At 68.7% G+C, this 20,754-nt stretch carries 24 protein-coding genes; 17 read left to right on the forward strand and 7 right to left on the reverse strand.

The annotated features are described in order from the left end of the window. Positions 1–66: 66 nt before the first annotated feature. The gene (locus tag BB334_RS03715; RefSeq protein ID WP_068804537.1) at positions 67–1,509 is read left to right on the forward strand and encodes a DHA2 family efflux MFS transporter permease subunit; all 1,443 of its coding nucleotides are present in this window, start codon (positions 67–69) and stop codon (positions 1,507–1,509) included. Here the strand turns inward: BB334_RS03715 and BB334_RS03720 are convergent. Then, positions 1,499–2,311, reverse strand: coding sequence for an inositol monophosphatase family protein (locus BB334_RS03720; RefSeq protein ID WP_068804538.1), 813 nt, complete (start codon positions 2,309–2,311; stop codon positions 1,499–1,501). The genes BB334_RS03715 and BB334_RS03720 overlap by 11 nt on opposite strands. Before the next feature lie 101 nt (positions 2,312–2,412). Here BB334_RS03720 and BB334_RS03725 point away from each other — a divergent pair, with 101 nt between their 5' ends. The 12 genes from BB334_RS03725 (at position 2,413) to BB334_RS03780 (ending at position 11,455) form a co-directional block, all read left to right on the forward strand. Next, on the forward strand, positions 2,413–3,153 hold the full coding sequence (locus BB334_RS03725; RefSeq protein WP_068804540.1) for an RNA methyltransferase: 741 nt from the start codon (positions 2,413–2,415) through the stop codon (positions 3,151–3,153). 186 nt (positions 3,154–3,339) lie between these two features. Beyond that, the gene (gene cysE / locus BB334_RS03730) at positions 3,340–4,095 is read left to right on the forward strand and encodes a serine O-acetyltransferase (RefSeq protein ID WP_068804542.1); all 756 of its coding nucleotides are present in this window, start codon (positions 3,340–3,342) and stop codon (positions 4,093–4,095) included. 108 nt (positions 4,096–4,203) lie between these two features. Further along, positions 4,204–4,686, forward strand: coding sequence for a Fe-S cluster assembly transcriptional regulator IscR (gene iscR / locus BB334_RS03735; RefSeq protein WP_068804544.1), 483 nt, complete (start codon positions 4,204–4,206; stop codon positions 4,684–4,686). A 17-nt stretch (positions 4,687–4,703) separates the two neighbouring features. Then, positions 4,704–5,873, forward strand: coding sequence for a cysteine desulfurase family protein (locus BB334_RS03740; RefSeq protein ID WP_068804546.1), 1,170 nt, complete (start codon positions 4,704–4,706; stop codon positions 5,871–5,873). A gap of 61 nt (positions 5,874–5,934) precedes the next feature. Next, positions 5,935–7,146, forward strand: a complete 1,212-nt coding sequence (locus BB334_RS03745; protein ID WP_068804548.1) for an IscS subfamily cysteine desulfurase — start codon at positions 5,935–5,937, stop codon at positions 7,144–7,146. Between the two features lie 25 nt (positions 7,147–7,171). Continuing rightward, positions 7,172–7,555 (forward strand): Fe-S cluster assembly scaffold IscU, encoded by a 384-nt coding sequence (gene iscU, locus BB334_RS03750; RefSeq protein WP_068804549.1) that lies wholly within the window; start codon positions 7,172–7,174, stop codon positions 7,553–7,555. A 20-nt stretch (positions 7,556–7,575) separates the two neighbouring features. Then, a complete protein-coding gene (iscA, locus tag BB334_RS03755) occupies positions 7,576–7,899 on the forward strand; it encodes an iron-sulfur cluster assembly protein IscA (RefSeq protein WP_068804552.1) in 324 nt (107 codons plus the stop codon). A 16-nt stretch (positions 7,900–7,915) separates the two neighbouring features. Continuing rightward, on the forward strand, positions 7,916–8,449 hold the full coding sequence (gene hscB / locus BB334_RS03760; RefSeq protein WP_068804553.1) for a Fe-S protein assembly co-chaperone HscB: 534 nt from the start codon (positions 7,916–7,918) through the stop codon (positions 8,447–8,449). A 22-nt stretch (positions 8,450–8,471) separates the two neighbouring features. Beyond that, positions 8,472–10,340: a Fe-S protein assembly chaperone HscA gene (hscA, locus tag BB334_RS03765; RefSeq protein WP_068804556.1), complete on the forward strand. Its 1,869-nt coding sequence runs from the start codon at positions 8,472–8,474 to the stop codon at positions 10,338–10,340. Then, a complete protein-coding gene (gene fdx / locus BB334_RS03770) occupies positions 10,337–10,678 on the forward strand; it encodes an ISC system 2Fe-2S type ferredoxin (RefSeq protein WP_068804558.1) in 342 nt (113 codons plus the stop codon). Before hscA ends, fdx begins: the two co-directional genes overlap by 4 nt. Further along, entirely contained in the window at positions 10,678–10,872 is a 195-nt protein-coding gene (iscX, locus tag BB334_RS03775; protein ID WP_068804560.1) for a Fe-S cluster assembly protein IscX, read from the forward strand. Before fdx ends, iscX begins: the two co-directional genes overlap by 1 nt. A gap of 88 nt (positions 10,873–10,960) precedes the next feature. Then, on the forward strand, positions 10,961–11,455 hold the full coding sequence (locus BB334_RS03780) for a glutathione peroxidase (protein ID WP_068804562.1): 495 nt from the start codon (positions 10,961–10,963) through the stop codon (positions 11,453–11,455). A 6-nt stretch (positions 11,456–11,461) separates the two neighbouring features. On the opposite strand, the gene BB334_RS03785 is transcribed toward BB334_RS03780, so the two are convergent. From BB334_RS03785 to dapC, 6 genes are all read right to left on the reverse strand, one after another. After that, complete coding sequence (locus BB334_RS03785) at positions 11,462–11,911, reverse strand: response regulator (protein ID WP_068804565.1); 450 nt, start codon at positions 11,909–11,911, stop codon at positions 11,462–11,464. An 87-nt stretch (positions 11,912–11,998) separates the two neighbouring features. Continuing rightward, the gene (gene prmB / locus BB334_RS03790) at positions 11,999–12,940 is read right to left on the reverse strand and encodes a 50S ribosomal protein L3 N(5)-glutamine methyltransferase (protein ID WP_068804566.1); all 942 of its coding nucleotides are present in this window, start codon (positions 12,938–12,940) and stop codon (positions 11,999–12,001) included. Positions 12,941–13,003: 63 nt separating this feature from the next. Next, the gene (gene dapE, locus BB334_RS03795; RefSeq protein WP_068804568.1) at positions 13,004–14,146 is read right to left on the reverse strand and encodes a succinyl-diaminopimelate desuccinylase; all 1,143 of its coding nucleotides are present in this window, start codon (positions 14,144–14,146) and stop codon (positions 13,004–13,006) included. Between the two features lie 6 nt (positions 14,147–14,152). After that, on the reverse strand, positions 14,153–15,343 hold the full coding sequence (locus tag BB334_RS03800; RefSeq protein WP_068804570.1) for a PilT/PilU family type 4a pilus ATPase: 1,191 nt from the start codon (positions 15,341–15,343) through the stop codon (positions 14,153–14,155). A gap of 17 nt (positions 15,344–15,360) precedes the next feature. Then, the gene (gene dapD, locus BB334_RS03805) at positions 15,361–16,182 is read right to left on the reverse strand and encodes a 2,3,4,5-tetrahydropyridine-2,6-dicarboxylate N-succinyltransferase (RefSeq protein ID WP_068804572.1); all 822 of its coding nucleotides are present in this window, start codon (positions 16,180–16,182) and stop codon (positions 15,361–15,363) included. Positions 16,183–16,217: 35 nt separating this feature from the next. Then, the gene (gene dapC / locus BB334_RS03810) at positions 16,218–17,411 is read right to left on the reverse strand and encodes a succinyldiaminopimelate transaminase (protein WP_068804574.1); all 1,194 of its coding nucleotides are present in this window, start codon (positions 17,409–17,411) and stop codon (positions 16,218–16,220) included. Between the two features lie 285 nt (positions 17,412–17,696). Between dapC and BB334_RS03815 the strand changes: the two genes are divergently transcribed. The 4 genes from BB334_RS03815 (at position 17,697) to cysQ (ending at position 20,565) form a co-directional block, all read left to right on the forward strand. Then, positions 17,697–18,113 (forward strand): REP-associated tyrosine transposase, encoded by a 417-nt coding sequence (locus tag BB334_RS03815; protein ID WP_408646427.1) that lies wholly within the window; start codon positions 17,697–17,699, stop codon positions 18,111–18,113. A 246-nt stretch (positions 18,114–18,359) separates the two neighbouring features. Next, positions 18,360–18,800 (forward strand): MbcA/ParS/Xre antitoxin family protein, encoded by a 441-nt coding sequence (locus tag BB334_RS03820; protein WP_068804578.1) that lies wholly within the window; start codon positions 18,360–18,362, stop codon positions 18,798–18,800. A gap of 2 nt (positions 18,801–18,802) precedes the next feature. Beyond that, positions 18,803–19,495: an RES family NAD+ phosphorylase gene (locus tag BB334_RS03825; RefSeq protein WP_068804580.1), complete on the forward strand. Its 693-nt coding sequence runs from the start codon at positions 18,803–18,805 to the stop codon at positions 19,493–19,495. A 290-nt stretch (positions 19,496–19,785) separates the two neighbouring features. Then, positions 19,786–20,565 (forward strand): 3'(2'),5'-bisphosphate nucleotidase CysQ, encoded by a 780-nt coding sequence (cysQ, locus tag BB334_RS03830; protein ID WP_068804582.1) that lies wholly within the window; start codon positions 19,786–19,788, stop codon positions 20,563–20,565. Positions 20,566–20,754 lie beyond the last annotated feature (189 nt).

Here is a 20,754-nt window from a genome sequence, read left to right on the forward strand (position 1 = left end):
CAGACCGCGTCACCTGCGGGGCAGCGGGGTAGGATGGGCGTCTTGTCTCCCCGCCTGCCGTCGCCGATGAAGTTCCTTCCCGGTCCGCCCCGTCCGCTTTCGCGCGAGCGGCTGCTCGAGATCCACGGCGAGCGCTACAAGTGGCTCGCATTGCTGGTGGTGGGGCTGGGGACGGTGGCGGCGGTGCTCGCCACCACCAGCTTTGCGGTCGCCGTGCCGGCGATGAGCGCGCATTTCGGCATCGGCCAGGACCGCGTGCAATGGGTGATCACCGGCTACATGGGCGCACTCACGGTGGCGATGCTGCCCACGCCCTGGCTGCTCGATCGGGTCGGCTTTCGCCGCCTCTTCCTCGGCGCGAGCCTGTTGATGGCGATCACCAGCGTGCTCGGCGCGCTCGCGAGCGATTTCGGCTTCGTCGTCTTTGTCCGCATCGTCCAGGGCACGGCGGCCGGCCTGCTGCAGCCGCTGGCGACCCTGGTGGTGATGCGGCTGTTCCCGCGCGGCAGCCAGGGCAGGGCGTCCGGGCTGCTCGGCTTCGGCATCGTGCTCGCGCCGGCGACCGCGCCCGCGCTCGCCGGCGTGCTCCTGGACCACTTCGGCTGGGCCTCGATCTTCCTGCTCAACCTGCCGTTCTGCCTGCTCGCTGCGGTGCTCGCGCTCTACCTGCTGCCGCAGGCGGGCGAGGCGGTGCGCCGGCGTTTCGACTGGCTCGGTGTGGTCCTGCTGTGCGTGGCGACCCTGGTTGCGATCGAAGCGGTGGCGGCGCTGCGCGTGCACGGACTGCTCTCCGCATGGACGCTGCTGGCGCTGTTCGTCGTCGCGCTGGCGATGGTGCTCTTCCTGCGCCACGCCCGGCGCACCGAGGCGCCGGTGGTGCAGCCCGAGCTGTTTCGCGAGCGCGGCTTCGCGATGGGCATCCTGGTCACCTTCGCCTACGGCCTCGGCATCTACGCCTCCACCTATCTGATCCCGGTCTTCCTGCAGAGCGCGCTCGGCTACGCGGCGACACCGGCCGGGCTCGCGCTGCTGCCGGCGGGGATCGTGCTCGCGGTGGTGATCCCGCTCGTCGGCGTGCTCGCCGACCGCCACTCGCCGCGCTGGATCACCTTCGCCGGGCTGGGGTTGTTCGCCGCGTCCTTCGCGCTGCTCGCCTGGCGCGGCGGCGGTATCGGCTACGGCGAGCTGGTGGCGTTCACGATCCTCGGCCGCATCGGTCTGGGCCTGATCATACCGGCGCTCACGCTCGCCACCCTGCGCCACCTCGAGCCGGCGCAGCTCGGCCAGGGCTCGATGCTGTCGAACTTCAGCCGCCAGTTCGGCGGCGTGCTCGGGGTGGCGGTGGTGGCGGTGTTCGTCGAGTGGCGCGCCGAGGTCCATGGGCCGGCGGCGCTGCCGAGCGCCTATTCCGAGGCTTTCATGCTGGTGGCGGCCGCCTTCGTGCTGGCGATGATGGCGACGCTGGCGATGCGCAGGAAGAAGGCCGCGGTGGCGGCAATCAGCCCTTGAGCGTGGCCGGACGGTAGGACTGGATGATCGGCAGCACCTGGCCGAAGATCTTCGGCGTGCCGGCAACCACGTTGCCGGTCTGCATCTGCGCCGAGTCGCCGGCGAAGTCCGACACCAGGCCGCCCGCTTCCTGGATCAGCAGGATGCCAGCGGCCATGTCCCACGGCGACAGGCCCATTTCCCAGAAGGCGTCGAAGCGGCCGCAGGCGACGTAGGCGAGATCGAGCGCGGCCGCGCCGGGGCGCCGGATGCCGGCGCACTTCTGGGTGAGCTCGCGGAACATCGCCAGGTAGGCGTCGGCGTGGTCGAAGTTGCGGTAGGGGAAGCCGGTGCCGATAAGCGCATCGTTCAGGCGGGTGCGGCGCGAGACGCGGATGCGGCGGTCGTTGAGGAAGGCGCCGGCGCCGCGCGAGGCGGTGAACAGCTCGTTGCGGGTGGGATCGTAGACCACTGCGTGCTCGAGCACGCCATTCTTCGTCTGTGCGATCGAGATCGCGTACTGCGGGAAGCCGTGGATGAAGTTGGTCGTGCCGTCGAGCGGGTCGATGATCCACAGGTATTCGCTGTCCTGGCCGTCGAGCGGGCCGAGCTCGCCGGCCTCCTCTGCTAGAATCCCGTGCCCCGGGAAGGCCTCGCGCAGCACCTCGACGATGGCCCGTTCGGCCGCGTGGTCGACCTCGGTGACGAAGTCGTTGGGCGACTTGGTCTGCACGGTCAGGAGGTCGAGCTGGGTCGAGGCCCGGTTGATGACGCTGGCGGCGCGGCGGGCTGCCTTGATGGCAATGTTAAGGGTGGGATGCATGCGGCTCGGCCTCGGCTAAAGAAACGGGGCGGAGGGCGCATCGAGCGCGAACTCGACCGCCTGCACCGCCCGCAGGATTTCGGAAAACACAGAATTTTAATATGAATCGCGCCCCTGCGCTCGACCGCATCCGTGTCGTCCTCTCCCATCCGAGCCACCCCGGCAACATCGGCGCCGCCGCGCGCGCGATGAAGACGATGGGCCTGCACCAGCTGTGGCTGGTCGCGCCGCAGCGCTTCCCCGACGAGGTCGCCGAGGCGCGTGCCTCGGGCGCCACCGACATCCTCGCCAACGCGCGGGTGGTCGGGAGCCTGGAAGAGGCGCTCGCCGGCACCATCCTGTCGGCCGCCGTCACCGCCCGCCGGCGCGAGCTCGCGCTGCCGCGCCGACTCGCGCGCGAGGCTGCGATCGAGGTGGTCAATCACGTCGCCGACGGCGAGGTGGCGCTGGTCTTCGGCAACGAGACCAGTGGCCTCAGCAACGAGGAGGTCGGCTTGTGCAGCATGCCGGTGTCGATCCCGGCGAACCCCGATTTCTCCTCGCTCAACCTCGGCGCCGCGGTGCAGCTGCTGTGCTACGAGGTGCGCATGGCGGCGCTGGCGCCCACCGCGCCGCAGGACCCCCGCCCCGAGTTCGCCACCCACGACGAGCTCGAGCGTTTTCACGCCCACCTCGAGCGCGCGGTCACCGCCAGCGGCTTCCACGACCCCGCCAACCCCAAGCGCCTGCTGCCGCGCATGCGGCGCCTGTTCAACCGCGTCCGCCTCGAGAAGGAAGAGGTCGCGATCCTGCGCGGCATGCTCACCGCCTTCGAAAAACACAACCCGGACCGCGGGGAGTGAATCCCGCGGCGGCCGTCGAAGGCACCGTAGGAGCGCACCCCTGTGCGCGATAGCGGCGGTTGTGCCCGCGACGACGGCTGCTATCGCCCTGGGGGCAGGGCTCCTACACGGCGGCGATTGTCGGCTTTGAGCGGCGACGATAAGTCGATTAAAATGATCGGCTATTCAAACCGGAGACGCACCAGCATGTTCACCCGCCTGCGCGAAGATCTGGCCAGTGTGCGCGAACGCGACCCCGCCGCCCGTTCGACGTGGGAAGTGCTGACCTGCTATCCGGGCGTGCATGCGCTCATCTTCCATCGCCTCGCCCATACGGCCTGGGCGCGCGGGCTGCACTGGCCGGCGCGCTTCATCAGTCACATCAGCCGCATGCTCACCGGGATCGAGATCCATCCGGGCGCGGTGATCGGCCGCCGCGTGTTCATCGACCACGGCATGGGCGTGGTGATCGGCGAGACCGCCGAGATCGGCGACGACTGCACGATCTACCAGGGCGTCACCCTGGGCGGCACGTCGCTCTATCGCGGTACCAAGCGCCACCCGACGCTCGGCAAGGGCGTGGTGGTGGGCGGCGGCGCCAAGGTGCTGGGTGGCTTCACCGTCGGCGACGGCGCCAAGATCGGCTCCAACGCGGTGGTGGTCAAGCCGGTGCCGGCGGGCGCCACCGCGGTCGGCAACCCGGCGCGCGTTCTGGATCGCGACCGCGACGCGGCGCGCGAGCAGAAGGCCGAGCAGATCGGCTTCACCGCTTACGGCGTCACCCGCGACATGGACGATCCGGTGGCGAAGGCGCTGCACGGCCTGCTCGACCACGCGGTCGAGACCGACCGCCGCCTCGAGTGCCTGATCAAGCGCATGGAGGCGGCCGGCATGAAGCTCGACGACAGCGTCGAGCCCGCCGACGGCTTCGATCCCTCCAGCCTGTCACGGATGGTCGACTGAGCGCGCCTGCGGTCGCAATACTTGATCGTTTTTGTCGGGTTAAGTATAGTTGACCGCATCGCTCGGGTATCGCCGGGCAAGCCCCGTCGATGCTGGAAGGAGAATCCGATGAGACTGACAACGAAAGGCCGCTTCGCCGTGACCGCGATGATCGATCTTGCCTCGCGTCAGACCGACGGGCCGGTGACGCTGGCGGGCATCGCCGAGCGCCAGAAGATTTCCCTGTCCTACCTCGAACAGCTGTTCGGCAAGCTGCGCCGCCACAAGCTGGTCAACAGCGTTCGTGGCCCGGGCGGCGGCTACCGGCTGGCGCGCGAGATGGGCAAGATCACCGTCGCCGACATCATCGTCGCGGTCGACGAGCCGCTCGACGCCACCCAGTGCGGCGGCGAGCAGAACTGCCACGACGCCCACCGCTGCATGACCCACGATCTGTGGACCAACCTCAACCGCCGCATGTACGCCTATCTTGATTCGGTGACGCTGCAGGCCCTGGTCAATCGCGAGGTGCGTCCCGAGGGCGACATGAGCGTGCTGGTCAACGTGCGCCGGCGCGCCGCGGTGGCGCTGCGCGAATCGGCAGCGGCCTGAGCGGAAGGCGCACGCCGATGGACTTCTTCGCCCCCGTCTACCTCGACTGGAACGCGACCGCGCCGCTCGACGAGGCGGTGCGCGAGGCGATGCTGCCCTGGCTCGGCGCTGCCGGCGAGGCGAGCCGCTTCGGCAACGCCTCGAGCCGGCACGAGTACGGACGTGGGGCACGCGCGGCGATCGACGAGGCGCGCGGCCGGGTGGCGGCGGCGGTCAACGCCCACCCCACCGAGGTGATCTTCACCAGCGGCGGCTCGGAGGCGAACAACCTCTTCGTCAAGGGCGCGGCGGCGCTGATGAAGCCGGGCCTGATCGCGGTCAGCGGCATCGAGCATCCCTGCGTGCGCGAGCCCGCGCAGCAGCTGCGCCGCGGCGGCTGGATGCTGCGTGAGATCGCGGTCGACGCGCAAGGGCGGATCGACGCCACCGACTGGGCTGAAGTGTGCGTAGCGCGCCCGGCGCTGCTGTCGGTGATGCTCGCCAACAACGAGACCGGTGTGCTGCAGGACATCACCCGCCTGGCGCGCGAGGGCAGGGCGGCCGGGGCCTGGTTCCACACCGACGCGGTGCAGGCGCTGGGCAAGATCGAGCTGGATTTTCGTGCGCTGGGCGTCAATGCGATGACGCTGAGCGCGCACAAGCTGGGCGGTCCGCTGGGTGCGGGCGCGCTGGTGGTGGACAAGCGGGTGGAACTCGCGCCGCTGATCGCCGGCGGCGGCCAGGAGCGCAACCTGCGCTCGGGCACCGAGAACGTCGCGGCGATCGTCGGTTTCGGCGTCGCCTGCGAGCGCGCCACGGCCAGGCGCGAGGCGGAGGCGACGCGGCTGGCCGCGCTGCGCGACCGCATCGAGACTGCACTCGCGGCGAAGGGCGCGCTGATCTTCTCGGCGCAGGCGCCGCGGCTGCCGAACACGCTGTTCTTCGCGGTCGAGCGCATCGACGGCGAGACCCTGGTCGGCAAGCTCGACCGCGCCGGTTTCGCCTGCGCGAGCGGCTCGGCCTGCTCGAGCGCCAACCCCGAGCCCTCGCACACGCTGCTGGCGATGGGCGTGGCGCCGGAGGTCGCGCGCGGCGCGCTGCGGGTGAGCCTCGGCCGCACCACCACCGAGGACGAGGTGACGCGCTTCATCGAAACCTTCGAGCGCATCGTGAACGAACTGAAACAACTGGCGTCGATCTCGGTCTGACGACGCCAGCCCCAAGAAACGACCACCGACGACAAGACAGACTCCGCGGAGAAAACGCAAAATGCTGAAGTTCCCCATCTATCTCGACTACTCGGCCACCACCCCGGTTGATCCGCGGGTCGCGGCGGCGATGATCCCCTGGCTGACCGAGAAGTTCGGCAACCCGGCGAGTCGCTCGCACGCCTATGGCTGGGAGGCCGAGCAGGCGGTGGAGTCGGCGCGCGAGCAGGTCGCCGCGCTGGTCGGCGCCGACGCCAAGGAGATCATCTGGACTTCGGGCGCGACCGAGTCGAACAACCTCGCGATCAAGGGCGCCGCGCACTTCTACAAGTCGAAGGGCAAGCACGTCATCACCGTCAAGACCGAGCACAAGGCGGTCATCGACCCGGTGCGCGAGCTCGAGCGCGAAGGCTTCGACGCCACCTACCTCGACGTGCAGGAGAATGGCCTCATCGACCTCGAGGTGTTCAAGGCCGCGCTGCGCCCGGACACCATCGTGGTGTCGGTGATGCTGGTGAACAACGAGATCGGCGTGATCCAGCCGATCGAGCAGCTCGGCGAGATCTGCCGCGAGAAGGGCATCGTCTTCCACGTCGATGCGGCCCAGGCCACCGGCAAGGTCGACATCGACCTGTCGAAGCTGCAGGTCGACCTGATGAGCTTCTGCGCGCACAAGACCTACGGCCCCAAGGGCGTGGGCGCGCTCTACGTGCGCCGCAAGCCGCGCGTGCGCCTCGAGGCGCAGATGCACGGCGGCGGCCATGAGCGCGGCCTGCGCTCGGGCACGCTGCCCACCCACCAGATCGTCGGCATGGGCGAGTCCTTCCGCATCGCCCGCGAGGAGATGGCCGAGGAGAACGTGCGCATCCGCCGCCTGCGCGACCGCCTGCTGAGCGGCCTCACCGACATCGAGGCGACCTACATCAATGGCGACGTCGAGCGGCGCGTGCCGCACAACCTCAACATCTCCTTCGCCTACGTCGAAGGCGAGTCGCTGATCATGGCGGTGAAGGACATCGCGGTGTCGTCCGGCTCGGCCTGCACCTCGGCGAGCCTGGAGCCGTCCTACGTCCTGCGCGCTCTCGGCCGCAACGACGAGCTCGCGCACAGCTCGATCCGCTTCAGCATCGGCCGCTTCACCACCGAAGAAGAGATCGACTACACGATCGATCTGCTGCACAAGAAGATCGGCAAGCTGCGCGAACTCTCCCCGCTGTGGGAGATGGTGCAGGAAGGCGTCGACCTCGACACCGTGCAGTGGGCGGCCCACTAAACAAAGAACCCTGGAGAGAAAACACATGGCTTACAGCGAAAAACTGCTCGACCATTACGAGAACCCGCGCAACGTCGGCTCCTTCGGCAAGGAAGAGGACGGCATCGCCACCGGCATGGTGGGCGCGCCCGCCTGCGGCGACGTGATGAAGCTGCAGATCAAGGTCGGCAAGGACGGCGTCATCGAGGACGCGAAGTTCAAGACCTACGGCTGCGGCTCGGCGATCGCCTCGAGCTCGCTCGTCACCGAGTGGGTCAAGGGCAAGACGATCGATCAGGCGCTCGAGATCAAGAACACGGCCATCGCCGAGGAACTCGCGCTGCCGCCGGTGAAGATCCACTGCTCGATCCTCGCCGAGGACGCGATCAAGGCCGCCGTGGCCGACTACAAGAAGAAGCATCAGGACTGAACGCGACAGGAGGTCGAATCATGGGTGTGTCCCTGTCAGAAAGCGCCGCCCGCCACGTGGCGAACTTCATCACCAAGCGCGGCAAGGGTGTCGGTATTCGCCTCGGCGTGACCACGTCGGGCTGCTCCGGCATGGCCTACAGGCTCGAGTTCGTAGACGAGACCCAGCCCGAGGACCTGGTCTTCGAGAGTCACGGCGTCAAGGTCGTGATCGATCCGAAGAGCCTGGCCTACCTCGAGGGGACCGAGCTGGACTTCGTCAAGGACGGGCTCAACGAGGGGTTCAAGTTCAACAACCCGAACGTCAAGGACCAGTGCGGTTGCGGCGAAAGCTTCAACGTCTGAGCGGCCCGGCAAGCACATGAGTGTCGACCTGAGCCAGGACTATTTCGCGCTGTTCGGCTTGCCGCGCCGCTTCTTCATCGACGATGCGGCGCTCGAGGCGGCGTGGCACGAGTTGCAGTCGCGCGTCCATCCCGACCGTTACGCCCACCTGCCGGACAGCGAGAAGCGCATGTCGATGCAGTGGGCGACGCGGGTCAACGAAGGCTTCGCCACTCTGCGCAAGCCGCTCAGCCGCGCCCAGTACCTGCTCGAGCTCGCCGGCGTCGACAGCGGGCTGGAGACCAATACGGCGATGTCGCCCGAGTTCCTGATGGAGCAGATGGAGTGGCGCGAGGCGGTCGAGGAGGCGCGCGAGGCGGGCGAGATGGGCGAGCTCGAGCAGCTCCATCATCGCCTGCGCCAGCATGCGCGCGAGGTGCTCGGCGGACTCGCCCACCAGCTCGACGAGGCGCGCGATTACGCGGCGGCTGCCGACACCGTGCGTCGGCTGATGTTCGTCGAACGACTTCAACACGATATCGACGAGGCCCTCGAGGCGCTCGAAGAGTGACACACATAGGCACGGATAGCTGATGGCCCTGCTGCAAATCGCTGAACCCGGAATGTCCGCCGAGCCGCACAAGCAGCGGCTCGCGGTGGGCATCGACCTCGGAACGACCAACTCGCTGGTGGCCACGGTGCGCAACGGCATCGCGGTCTGCCTCGCCGACGAAACCGGGCGCAGCATGCTGCCCTCGGTGGTGCGCTACGGCGCCGAAGGCGACATCGAGGTCGGCCTCGCCGCGCTGCGCACCCAGGCGGTCGATCCGAAGAACACCATCGTGTCGGTCAAGCGCTTCATGGGCCGCGGGCTCAAGGACGTCGCCCACGCCGAAACGATGCCCTACGATTTCGAGGACAGCAGCGGCATGGTGCGCCTGCGTACCGTGCAGGGTGTCAAGACCCCGGTGGAGATCTCGGCCGAGATCCTGCGCGTGCTGCGCCAGCGCGGCGAAGCCAGCCTCGGCGGCCCGCTGGTGGGGGCGGTGATCACCGTGCCGGCCTACTTCGACGACGCCCAGCGCCAGGCGACCAAGGACGCTGCCCGGCTCGCCGGCCTCGACGTGCTGCGCCTGCTCAACGAGCCCACCGCGGCGGCGGTGGCCTACGGCCTCGACAACGCGGCCGAAGGCGTCTATGCGGTGTACGACCTCGGCGGCGGCACCTTCGACCTCTCGGTGCTCAAGCTCTCGCGCGGCGTCTTCGAGGTGCTCTCCACCAACGGTGACGCCGCTCTCGGCGGCGACGACTTCGACCATCGCCTTTACTGCTGGGTGCTCGACCAGTCGAGCATCGAACCGCCGTCGGCCTCCGATGCGCGCCGCCTGCACATGAAGGCGCGCGAGGCGAAGGAGCTGCTCACCTCCAGCGAGGAGGCGCCGATCCACGCCATGCTGTCGAACGGCGAGGAAGTCGATCTCGTCATCACCCGCGACCAGTTCGCCGAAATCACCCGCCACCTGGTGCAGAAGACGCTGGTGCCGGTGCGCAAGGCGCTGCGCGACGCCGGGCTCGGCCCGGAGGACGTCAAGGGCGTGGTGATGGTCGGCGGCGCAACCCGCATGCCGCACATTCAGCGCGCGGTGGCGGAGTACTTCGGCCAGGAGCCGCTCACCAACCTCGACCCCGACAAGGTCGTGGCGCTCGGCGCCGCGACCCAGGCCAACGTGCTCGCCGGCAACCGCAAGGCGGAAGACGACTGGCTGCTGCTCGACGTCATCCCGCTCTCGCTCGGCCTCGAGACCATGGGCGGCCTGGTCGAGAAGGTCGTGCCGCGCAACGCCACGCTGCCGATCGCGCGTGCGCAGGAATTCACCACCTTCAAGGACGGCCAGACCGCGATGGCCTTCCACGTCGTGCAGGGCGAGCGCGAGCTGGTTTCCGACTGCCGCTCGCTGGCACGCTTCGAGCTGCGCGGCATCCCGCCGATGGTCGCCGGCGCGGCCCGCATCCGCGTCACCTTCCAGGTCGACGCAGACGGTCTGCTGTCGGTGTCGGCGCGCGAGATGGCCTCGGGCGTGGAGGCGAGCGTGCTGGTCAAGCCGTCCTACGGCCTCTCCGACGACGAGATCGCCGGCATGCTGCAGGCCGGCTTCGAGCACGCCGGCGAGGACAAGGAGCTGCGCGCGCTGCGCGAGCAGCAGGTCGAGGCCGACCGCAGCATCGAAGCCACCGAGCAGGCGCTCGACAAGGACGGCGCGCTGCTCTCGGCGGAAGAAGTGGCGGCGATCCGCGAATCGATCGAGGCCCTGCGCAAGGCGCGCGCCGGCAGCGACGGGCGCGCGATCAAGGCCGGGCTGGATGCGCTCGCGCGCGCCACCGACGACTTCGCCGCCCGCCGCATGGACAACAGCATTCGTGGCGCGCTCGCGGGCCACAAGGTAGACGAACTCGAAATATGACCCAGATCATCGTTCTCCCCCACGTCGAACTCTGCCCCGACGGCGCCGTCATCGAGGCCGAGCGCGGCACCTCGATATGCGACAGCCTGCTCGCCAACGGCATCGACATCGAACACGCCTGCGAGAAGTCCTGCGCCTGCACCACCTGCCACGTGATCGTGCGCGAGGGCTTCGACTCCCTCGGCGAAGCGACCGAGGAAGAGGAAGACCTGCTCGACAAGGCCTGGGGCCTAGAGCCCCAGTCGCGTCTGTCCTGCCAGGCGCTGGTGGACGCCGCGCCCCTCGTGGTGGAGATCCCGCGCTACACGATCAACATGGCCAGGGAAGGAAAGCACTGATGAAGTGGACCGAAGTGCAGGAGATCGCGATCCAGCTCGCCGACGCGCATCCCGATGTCGATCCCCTGAAGGTGAACTTCGTCGATCTGATGGGCTGGGTCATCGCTCTGCCGGAGTTCGACGACGATCCCAAGCACTGCGGCGAGCGCATCCTCGAGGGCATCCAGCAGGCGTGGATCGACGAGGTCGCCTGAACGCGGTTGATCGCCCTGCCCCCAGGGCGATAATGGGCGCATTGCCGGCACGGCGGCGAACCGCCGCAACCCCACCCAGGAGATCCCCATGCCCGCCACCGTCTTCGACTTCGAAACGCGCGCCCTCGACGGCGCGGCGATGCCCTTGTCCGCCTTTCGCGGCCAGGTGCTGCTGATCGTCAACACCGCAAGCAAATGCGGTTTCACCCCGCAGTACGCCGGGCTGGAGGATCTGCAGCGGCGCTTCGCGGGCGAGGGCTTCTCGGTGATCGGCTTCCCCTGCAACCAGTTCGGCGCACAGGAGCCGGGTGGGGCGGACGAGATCGCCGCCTTCTGCGAACGTAACTACGGCGTGAGTTTTCCGCTGTCGGAGAAGGTCGAGGTCAACGGCGAGGGGGCGCATCCGCTCTTTCGCCACCTGTGCGAGGCGGAACCCGGCGTACTCGGCACCGAGGCGATCAAATGGAACTTCACCAAGTTCCTGGTCGACCGTGCGGGCAGGGTGGTGAAGCGCTACGCACCGCTCACCACCCCGGCCACCATTGCCGACGACATCCGCCGACTGCTCGAAGCCGCCGCCTAGCGCGCCTCAGGCGGCGCGCGGCTCGAGCGACTGGTTGAGGTCCAGCCAGTACTCGCCGAGCAGGCCGACGGCCTGCAGGAAGCGCTCGAAGTCGACCGGCTTGCGGATGTAGCTGTTGGCGCCGAGGCGGTAGGCCTGCTCGATGTCGAGGGTCTCGCCCGAGGTGGTGAGCACCACCACCGGCAGCACTGCGGTGCGGGCATCGGCGCGGATGCGGCGCAGCACCTCCAGCCCGTCCATGCGCGGCAGTTTCAGGTCGAGCAGCACCACCGCGGGCAGCACGTTGGGATCGCGGTCGCTGAAGGCACCCCGGCAGAGCAGGTAATCGATCGCGTCGACACCGTCGCGCGCCACCACCACGGGGTTGGGGATCTTCTTCTTCCCGAAGGCACGCAGGGCGAGCGTCTCGTCGTCGGGGTTGTCTTCCACCAGCAGAATCGGGCGTGTGCTGCTCAATTTATTTCGTCCTCCTGTTTCGAAAGGGCGCCGCTTGCGTCGAAGCAAGCGGTGGGCGGATCCGCAATCCGTCTCGGACGATCCGGGTCAGGAGAGCTCTTCCCGCCGCAGCATGAAGACCATGTCGTCACCGCCGTGGCAGGACAGCCAGGTGAAGGGCAGGTGCGGGAACGCCGCCTCGACGATCGAGCGATTATGCCCGATTTCCACCGCGATAATGCCCCTGGGATTGAGATGGTCGGCCGCGCCCGCGAGCAGGCGACGCACCACGTCGAGGCCGTCCTCGCCCGAGGCCAGCGCCATGCGGGGCTCGTGCAGGTATTCCGGCGGCAGGGCGTCCATCGCCTCGGCGGTGACGTAGGGCGGGTTGCTCAGGATGAAGTCGAAGCGCCGGCCCTCGAGCGCCGAGAAGACGTCGCTCTTCACCAGCTCGATGCGGTCGTCGAGGCCGTAATCGGCGACATTGTCGTGCGCGAGCGCGAGCGCATCGTCCGACAGGTCGGCCGCGGTCACCGCCGCGTTGGGGAAGGCGTGCGCCATCAGGATGGCGAGGCAGCCCGAACCGGTGCACATGTCGAGCACGCGCTCCACCGCGTCGGGTTCGTCGATCCAGGGCGAGAAGCCGTCCTCGAGCAGCTCGGCGAAGAAGGAGCGCGGCACGATCACCCGCTGATCCACCTTGAAGCGGAAGTCGCCCAGCCAGGCCTCGCCGAGCAGGTAGGCGGTGGGGATGCGTTGCTCGACGCGGCGCTCGATGTTGTCGAACAGCGCCTCGCGCTCGTCCGACGGGATGCAGGCGTCGAGGAAGGGCTCGAGGCGGTCGAGCGGCAGCGACAGCGTGCCGAGCACCAGCCACACCGCCTCGTCGTAGGTGTCGGCGACGCCATGCCCGCAGAAGATGCCGCCGCGGTTGAAGCGGGTGACCGCGTAGCGCAGCCAGTCGCGCACCGTCACCAGCTCGGCGAGCGGCCCGTGCTCGTGTTCGTGGTCCTCGTGTTGCAGATCGTCGTGGTGCTGGTGTTCGCTCATCGGCTCTGGCTCTTGGTGTCGGATCGAAAGGGGCGCTTCAGGAAGGGGAGGCTGCCGGAAGGCTCAGGCCACCAGCAGGCCGCGCAGGGTGCGCTCGTAGACTTCGGACAGCGGCGCCAGCGCCTCGAGCGCGACGCACTCGTTAACCTTGTGGATCGACGCATTCACCGGTCCGAACTCCACCACCTCGGCACAGATGTCGGCGATGAAGCGGCCGTCGGAGGTGCCACCGGTGGTCGACAGCTCGGTTTCCACGCCAACCGTGTCGCGGATCGCCGCCGACAGCGCCGCCACCAGTCGGCCGCGGCCGGTGATGAAGGGCTTGCCCGACAGGTGCCAGTCGAGGCGGTAGTCGAGGCCGTGGCGGTCGAGCACCGTGTGGGTACCCGCCTTGAGCGCGTCGGCGGAGCTCACCGAGGCGAAGCGGAAGTTGAACAGCACCTCGCACTCGCCCGGAATGACGTTGTTGGCGCCGGTGCCGGCGTGGATGTTCGACACCTGGAAGGTGGTCGGCGGGAAGAACTCGTTGCCGTCGTCCCAGTGGGTGGCGGCCAGCTCGGCGAGCGCCGGGGCAAAGGCGTGGATCGGGTTGCGCGCCAGTTGCGGGTAGGCGACGTGGCCCTGCTGGCCGATCACCCTCAGCGTGCCCGACAGCGAGCCGCGGCGGCCGTTCTTGATCGTGTCGCCGAGGGTGGCGACCGAGGTCGGCTCGCCGACCACGCAGTAGTCGAGCCGCTCGCCGCGCGCGGCCAGGGCCTCGACCACCTTCACCGTGCCATGGGTGGCGATGCCTTCCTCGTCCGAGGTCAGCAGCAGCGCGATGCTGCCGGCATGGTCGGGATGCTCGGCGACGAAGCGCTCGATGGCGGTGACGAAGGCGGCGAGCGAGGACTTCATGTCCGCCGCTCCGCGGCCGTACAGCAGCCCGTCGCGAATCGTCGGTTCGAAGGGCGGGCTCGCCCACTGCTCGAGCGGGCCGGCGGGCACGACGTCGGTGTGGCCGGCGAAGCACAGTACCGGCGCGGCCGTGCCGCGGCGCGCCCACAGGTTGCAGACGCCGCCGGTGTCGATGCGCTCGAAGACGAAGCCGAGCGGCGCCAGGCGCTGGGCGATCAGCTCGAGGCAGCCGGCGTCGTCCGGCGTCACCGAGGGGCGCGAGATCAGCTCGCGGGCGAGCGCGAGCGTGCGATTGTGGGTGTGGGGCATGGGGGCCTAGCGCTCGGGCGTCTCGCCGAGGTCGAGTGCGAACTCGCTGAAGGAGGTGCCGTCGTCGGCGGTCTGCTGGAACTCGAAGGAAGGTGCGCCCGACGGCGGCTGCCCGAGCTGCTCCTCGTCCTTGCCCGCCTTGGCGTTGTTGATCAGCCAGGACAGGTTGCTCGGCGAATCGGCGTTGGCCATCGCCTCCTCGATGTCGATCGTGCCCTCGGTGTACAGCCGCACCAGGTCCTGCTCGAAGGTGCGCGAGCCCGGGGTGAGGCTCTGCTCCATGGCCTCCTTGATCTCGCCGAGCTCGCCGCGCTCGATCAGATCGGCCACATGGCGGCTGTTCATCAGGATCTCGACCGCCGGCGTGCGCATGCCGTCGGGCTTGCGCACGAGGCGCTGGGAGACGATGCACTTGAGCGCCACCGCGAGGTCGAGATAGAGCAGGGGGCGGTTCTCGAGCGGGAAGAAGTTAACGATGCGGTTGAGCGCGTGGTAGGCGTTGTTCGCGTGCAGGGTGGCGAGGCAGAGGTGGCCGGTCTGCGAATAGGCCATCGCCGCCTCCATCGTCTCGCGGTCGCGGATCTCGCCGATCAGGATGCAGTCGGGCGCCTGGCGCATCGCGTTGCGCAGCGCCTCGTGCCAGCTGTGCGTGTCGATGCCGACCTCGCGCTGGTTCACCACCGACTTGCGGTGCTTGAACAGGAACTCGACCGGATCCTCGACGGTGAGGATGTGGCCCGAGCGGTGACTGCTGCGGTGGTCGAGCATCGAGGCGAGCGTGGTCGACTTGCCCGAGCCGGTCGCGCCCACCACCAGCACCAGGCCACGCTTCTCCATCACCACCTCGGACAGCACCGGCGGTAGCGCGAGGCTCTCGAGGGTGGGGATGTCGCCCTGGATGTAGCGGATCACCGCGGCGATCGAGCCGCGCTGCCAGAACAGGTTGGTGCGGAAGTTGCCGTACTCGCTGCGGCCGAACGAGACGTTGAGCTCCTTGTCGCGCTCGAAGCGGGCGATCTGCTCGGTGCTGAGCAACTCGTAGATCATCTGCTTGATCACCGCCGGCAGCATCACCTGCTGGTTGATCGGCAGCGTCTCGCCCTCGATCTTGATCTGGATCGGGGCGCCGGCGGTGATGTAGATGTCCGAGGCCTTCTTCTCGGCCATCAACTGGAACAGCTTGTCGAGCAATGCCATGCGAGGGATCTCCGTGCTCAGGCGCCGCGCAGCAGGTCGTTGATCGCGGTCTTGGCGCGCGTCTGCGCGTCGACCTTCTTCACGATCACCGCGCAGTACAGGCTGTACTTGCCGTCGGCCGAGGGCAGGCTGCCCGGCACCACCACCGAGCCCGCGGGCACGCGGCCGTAGCTGACCTCGCCGGTCTCGCGATCGTAGATCTTGGTGCTCATGCCGATGTACACGCCCATCGACAGCACCGCGTTCTCCTCGATGATCACGCCTTCCACCACCTCGGAGCGGGCGCCGACGAAGACGTTGTCCTCGATGATGACCGGGCCGGCCTGCACCGGCTCGAGCACGCCGCCGATGCCGACGCCGCCCGACAGGTGCACGTTCTTGCCGATCTGCGCGCAGGAGCCCACGGTGGCCCAGGTGTCGACCATCGTGCCCTCATCCACATAGGCACCGATGTTCACGTACGAAGGCATCAGCACCACGTTCCTGCCGATGAAGCTGCCCTTGCGCGCCACCGCCGGCGGCACCACGCGGAAGCCCCCCGTGGCGAACTGCTCGGCGGTGTAGTCGCCGAACTTGGTCGGCACCTTGTCGAAGAAGTTGAGCGCGCCGGCGGCTTGCACCTCGTTGTCGCGCAGGCGGAAGGAGACCAGCACCGCCTTCTTGATCCACTGATTCACCACCCACTCGCCGTCCTTCTTCTCGGCCACGCGCAGCGTGCCGGCGTCGAGGCCGGCGATCACCTCCTCGACGGCGTTGCGGATTTCGGCCGGGGCCGAGGTGGGCGAGAGCGAGGCGCGGTTCTCGAAGGCGTCGTCGATGATGGCTTGGAGGGCGTGCATGGAAGCTGGGATCCTTGAATCGAAACGGGAAGTTTTCAGAGCGACTTGCAGAAAGCCGCGATACGCTCGGCGCCTTCGACGCATTCGTGCGTGTCGGCCACCAGGGCGATGCGAACGAAGCCGGCGCCCGGATTGACGCCGTCGACCGCGCGCGCGAGGTAGCTTCCCGGCAGAACCGTCACATTATATTCAGCGAGCAGGCGGCGGGCGAAGTCGGTGTCGGCGATCGGGGTGCGCGCCCACAGATAGAAGCCGGCGTCGGGCACCGCGGTCTCCAGCCAGGGCGTCAGCATCGGCGTCACTCTGGCGAACTTGTCGCGATACAGGCGGCGGTTCTCCGCGACATGCTCTTCGTCGTTCCACGCCGCCACCGAGGCCGCCTGCACCGCCGGGTTCATCGCGCAGCCGTGGTAGGTACGGTAGAGCAGGAATTTCTCCAGGATCCGCGCGTCGCCGGCGACGAAGCCCGAGCGCATGCCGGGCACGTTGGAGCGCTTCGACAGGCTGGAGAACATCACGATGTTGCGGAAATCGACCCGCCCAAGCCGCCAGGCCGCCTCGAGCGCGCCGATCGGCTTGTCGGCGTCGTCGAAGTAGATCTCCGAGTAGCACTCGTCGGCGGCGATCACGAAGTCATGGCGGTCGGCGAGCGCGAACAGCGCCTTCCACTCCTCGAGCGAGAGCACGCGCCCGGTGGGGTTGCCCGGCGAGCACACGTACACCAGCTGCACCTCGCGCCAGGTGTGATCGGGCACCGAGGCGAAGTCCGAGGCGAAGCCGTTCTCCGGCAGGTTGTTGAGGAACACCGGCTCGGCGCCGGCGAGCAGGGCCGCGCCCTCGTAGATCTGATAGAAGGGGTTCGGCGCCAGCACCTTGGGGGTCGCCCGGCTGGGGTCGATCACGCACTGGGCGAAGGCGAACAGCGCCTCGCGCGAGCCATTCACCGGCAGGATCTGGGTCGCCGGATCCACGTTGGGCAGCTCGTAGCGGCGGTGCAGCCAGTTCGCGATCGCGCCGCGCAGCGCGTCCGAGCCGATCGTGTTCGGGTAGTTCGCCAGCCCGCCCAGGTTGTCCGCCAGGGTCTGGCGGATGAAGCCCGGCGTGGCGTGCTGCGGCTCGCCGATCGACAGCCGGATCGGCTTGACCCCCGCCGGCGGCTCCACGCCCTCGAAGAGCGCGCGCAGCTTGGCGAAGGGATAGGGATGGAGGCGGTCGAGGTTCGGGTTCATGGCGCGCCCAGGCAAGCCGAAATGGGCCGAAGAGTTTAGCAGATCCCCCGCCCAAGCCACCGTAGCAGCCCCCGCCCCCAGGGCGATAGCGGCCGTCATCGTGGGCACCACCGCCGTCATCGCGCACAGGGGTGCGCTCCTACACCACCATCGAGCCCAATACATTGGGAGATATTCTTTTAGCATTTTCCCGTTGTCCTGCAATACACTCGCCTGACCCCTCCCGCCCGCTGATCCCGTCTGCCATGGCCCCCATCCACGCCAACCCGTCCCCACGCCAGCGCGCTGCGTCGCGGGCGCTGGTCGGAGCGCGGGCGGGTCTATCTGATCACCACCGTCACCGACGGCCGCGTGCCCCTTTTCGATGAAATCCTCTGCGCCCGCGCCGTCGTTCGCGCGCTGATCCGCGCACAGGCGCTCGGCCAGGCGGACACGCTCGCCTACGTGCTGATGCCCGATCACCTGCACTGGCTGATGTCGCTCGGCGACGCGGCGGAGCTATCGCTGGTGGTGCGCGCGGTGAAATCGCTGAGCACGCGCGAAATCGGCCGGCCGGTGTGGCAGCGCGGCTTCCACGATCGCGCCCTGCGGCGCGAAGCGGACCTGCGCCAGGCCGCGCGCTACATCGTCGCCAACCCGCTGCACGCCGGAATCGTCAGCAGGGTAGGGGAGTATCCGCACTGGGATGCGGTGTGGTTGTAGGTCGGTAATGCGCGCCCCCGCGCCCTTTCGATGATTGCCCTCCCTTCGGCCACCGCCATGCCCCTGGCAACACCGTCCGCCGCCCCTGTGTAGGAGCGCAGCCCCCTGCGCGATAACGGCGCTCGTGCCCGCGACAACGGCGGCTATCGCCCTGAGGGCAGGGCTCTGGCGGCAGCGGAGTCAGGCGTCCATCGTGCTTGTATATCCGGAAACGGAGCATACAATAACCGTTAAAGGAGTATCCCCATGTCCAACCTCGCCTACGCCTACCCCCAGAGCCGCTTCGAGCCCACCGTCCCGATCGACCTCAACGTCCGCGCCGAGCGCGAGCGCCTCTCCCGCTCGGCCCTGAAAGGCTTCTTCCGACTCGCCCAGGCCTGGAAGCTGCGCGACGAGGACGCGCGCGAGCTCCTCGGCGGGCTCTCCAGCAGCGCCTTCTACGAATGGAAGAAGCACCCGGATCGCGTGCTCGAGGTCGATCGCATCACCCGCATCTCCTACCTGCTCGGCATCTACAAGGCGCTCCACATCCTCTACGGCGACGAGCTCGCCGACGAATGGGTGAGCCTGCCCAACCGCAACCTCATCTTCGGCGGGCGCACGCCGCTCGCCTACATGCTGGGCGGCGGGCTGCTGGCGATGCAGACGGTGCGCAAGCTGCTCGACGCCCGTCGCGGAGGCTTGTGAGGATGCGCCTGCCGCCGGTCACCGCGCTGCGCCGCATCGACACCGTCCGCCTCATCCCCTCGCGCTTCGCCGACCAGGAAGACTCGGTGCTCGCGCCGCTGGCCGAGGACGACGCCCACCTGCGCGAACTCTTCGAGCTCGACAACGCCACCAACGCCCGCCTGCTCGGCGAACAGGGCCGGCTCGCCGGCATCGGCATCGACGAGCTCGTCTTCGGCGTGCCCAACTTCCGCATGATCAACGCCGCCTTCTGCTACCCGCGCCCCGAAGGCAGCCGCTTCAACGACGGCGAGCGTGGTGCCTGGTACTGCGCCTTCGAGGAAGACACCGCGCTCGCCGAGATCGTCTTCCACAAGACGGTCGAGTACCAGGAAATCGACCGCTTCGACGACAGCGTCCGCTACCAGGCCCTGCTCGCCGACTTCAGCGCCGGCTTCCACGATCTGCGCGAGGCCCCCGCGTTCGCCGACTGCCTCGACGCGCGCAGCTACGTCGCCTCGCAACGCCTCGCCCTCGAGCTGCTCGGCGGCGGTTCGCTGGGTGTGATCTACCCCAGCGTGCGCCGCGCCGGCGGCACCAACCTCGCGTGCTTCCGGCCGGCGCTGGTGAACAACGTGCGGCGGGGGAGCGCCTGGCAGCTCACCTGGGCGGGCGGCCCGACGCCGCGGGTGGAGCAAGTGGCGCGCGATGTATGATCGAGCCCCACCGCAGGAGCCCTGCCCTCAGGGCGATGGCCGCCGTTATCGCGGCACAGACGCCGTCATCGCGCAGAGGGCTGCGCTCCTACACCACCCGCGTCGTTCGCAGGCACCGCAGGAGCCCTGCCCTCAGGGCGATAGCCGCCGTTACCGCGGGCACCACCGCCGTTGATCGCGCAGAGGGCTGCGCTCCTACACCCCCCGGGCCCCATCGCAGGTACCGTAGAGCCCTGCCCTCAGGGCGATCCACGGCGTTCGTACCATCGACACCGCCCCTACCCAACGACATGCACCCCGACGAACTAAAACATCTCCTCGATTCCGTCATCCTCATCGTCCGCGCCGCCGGCGAGCTGGTGATGGCGGTCTACCGCACCGACTTCGAGGTGCGCAGCAAGGACGACGCCTCGCCGGTGACCGAGGCCGATGCGCGCGCCGAAGCGCTGATCGTCCCTGCGCTGCAGTCCCTGCTGCCGGGCGTGCCGGTAATCGCCGAGGAGGCGGTGGCAGCGGGCGACGCGGTGCAGACCGGCCCGCGCTTCTGGCTCGTCGATCCGCTCGACGGCACGCGCGAGTTCATCGGCCGCAACGGCGAATTCACCGTCAATGTCGCGCTGGTGGAGGCGGGCCGGGCGGTGCTCGGCGTGGTGCTCGCGCCGGCGATCGACCGGCTCTTCGCCGGCGCCGCAGGCCTGGGCGCCTTCGTCGAGGAGGCCGGCGCGCGCCGCCCGATCGCCTGCCGCCCGCCGCCCGCGCAAGGCCTCACCGTCGTCGCCAGCCGTTCGCACGCCGACCCCGCCGCGCTCGACGCCTTCCTCGCCGGCCGCCACGTCGCCGAGCTGCGCAGCGCCGGCTCCTCGCTCAAGCTCTGTCTGATCGCCGCTGGCGAGGCCGACCTCTACCCGCGGCTGGGGAGGACGATGGAATGGGACATCGCCGCCGGCCACGCCATCCTCGCCGCCGCCGGCGGGCGCATCGAGGATGTGCACGGCAGCACGCTGCACTACGGCAAACCCGGCTTCGAGAATCCGCATTTCGTGGCGATGGGTCGGCGCTCTGGGCGGTAACGTCGGTTGTGCCGGCGACACGGCTGTTATCGCCCTGAGGGCAGGGCTCCTGCAGGGGGCGGTTGCGCGGCGGGGCGCGGCGCAAACCCATTCCCCACAATGGGTTGCGTCAAAATCGGTCAGCAAAAATCACGCCAGCCCGTGTTAAATCTTTGTTGCGTGTGCACAATTCACCTTGCGGCATGCAAC

The organism is Thauera phenolivorans (assembly GCF_001696715.1).
Taxonomy (GTDB): Bacteria; Pseudomonadota; Gammaproteobacteria; order Burkholderiales; family Rhodocyclaceae; genus Thauera; species Thauera phenolivorans.

What these genes read in the sequence shown, in the direction of transcription:
- iscU (WP_068804549.1), top strand. Translation starts at nt 7,172, where the DNA reads ATGGCTTACAGCGAAAAACTGCTCGACCATTACGAGAACCCGCGCAAC.
- BB334_RS03715 (WP_068804537.1), top strand. Translation starts at nt 67, where the DNA reads ATGAAGTTCCTTCCCGGTCCGCCCCGTCCGCTTTCGCGCGAGCGGCTG.
- BB334_RS03740 (WP_068804546.1), top strand. Translation starts at nt 4,704, where the DNA reads ATGGACTTCTTCGCCCCCGTCTACCTCGACTGGAACGCGACCGCGCCG.
- hscA (WP_068804556.1), top strand. Translation starts at nt 8,472, where the DNA reads ATGGCCCTGCTGCAAATCGCTGAACCCGGAATGTCCGCCGAGCCGCAC.
- dapE (WP_068804568.1), bottom strand. Translation starts at nt 14,146, where the DNA reads ATGCCCCACACCCACAATCGCACGCTCGCGCTCGCCCGCGAGCTGATC.
- iscA (WP_068804552.1), top strand. Translation starts at nt 7,576, where the DNA reads ATGGGTGTGTCCCTGTCAGAAAGCGCCGCCCGCCACGTGGCGAACTTC.
- iscR (WP_068804544.1), top strand. Translation starts at nt 4,204, where the DNA reads ATGAGACTGACAACGAAAGGCCGCTTCGCCGTGACCGCGATGATCGAT.
- dapC (WP_068804574.1), bottom strand. Translation starts at nt 17,411, where the DNA reads ATGAACCCGAACCTCGACCGCCTCCATCCCTATCCCTTCGCCAAGCTG.
- BB334_RS03825 (WP_068804580.1), top strand. Translation starts at nt 18,803, where the DNA reads ATGCGCCTGCCGCCGGTCACCGCGCTGCGCCGCATCGACACCGTCCGC.
- iscX (WP_068804560.1), top strand. Translation starts at nt 10,678, where the DNA reads ATGAAGTGGACCGAAGTGCAGGAGATCGCGATCCAGCTCGCCGACGCG.
- BB334_RS03725 (WP_068804540.1), top strand. Translation starts at nt 2,413, where the DNA reads ATGAATCGCGCCCCTGCGCTCGACCGCATCCGTGTCGTCCTCTCCCAT.
- fdx (WP_068804558.1), top strand. Translation starts at nt 10,337, where the DNA reads ATGACCCAGATCATCGTTCTCCCCCACGTCGAACTCTGCCCCGACGGC.
- prmB (WP_068804566.1), bottom strand. Translation starts at nt 12,940, where the DNA reads ATGAGCGAACACCAGCACCACGACGATCTGCAACACGAGGACCACGAA.
- BB334_RS03720 (WP_068804538.1), bottom strand. Translation starts at nt 2,311, where the DNA reads ATGCATCCCACCCTTAACATTGCCATCAAGGCAGCCCGCCGCGCCGCC.
- hscB (WP_068804553.1), top strand. Translation starts at nt 7,916, where the DNA reads ATGAGTGTCGACCTGAGCCAGGACTATTTCGCGCTGTTCGGCTTGCCG.
- BB334_RS03780 (WP_068804562.1), top strand. Translation starts at nt 10,961, where the DNA reads ATGCCCGCCACCGTCTTCGACTTCGAAACGCGCGCCCTCGACGGCGCG.
- cysQ (WP_068804582.1), top strand. Translation starts at nt 19,786, where the DNA reads ATGCACCCCGACGAACTAAAACATCTCCTCGATTCCGTCATCCTCATC.
- BB334_RS03745 (WP_068804548.1), top strand. Translation starts at nt 5,935, where the DNA reads ATGCTGAAGTTCCCCATCTATCTCGACTACTCGGCCACCACCCCGGTT.
- dapD (WP_068804572.1), bottom strand. Translation starts at nt 16,182, where the DNA reads ATGCACGCCCTCCAAGCCATCATCGACGACGCCTTCGAGAACCGCGCC.
- BB334_RS03800 (WP_068804570.1), bottom strand. Translation starts at nt 15,343, where the DNA reads ATGGCATTGCTCGACAAGCTGTTCCAGTTGATGGCCGAGAAGAAGGCC.
- BB334_RS03820 (WP_068804578.1), top strand. Translation starts at nt 18,360, where the DNA reads ATGTCCAACCTCGCCTACGCCTACCCCCAGAGCCGCTTCGAGCCCACC.
- cysE (WP_068804542.1), top strand. Translation starts at nt 3,340, where the DNA reads ATGTTCACCCGCCTGCGCGAAGATCTGGCCAGTGTGCGCGAACGCGAC.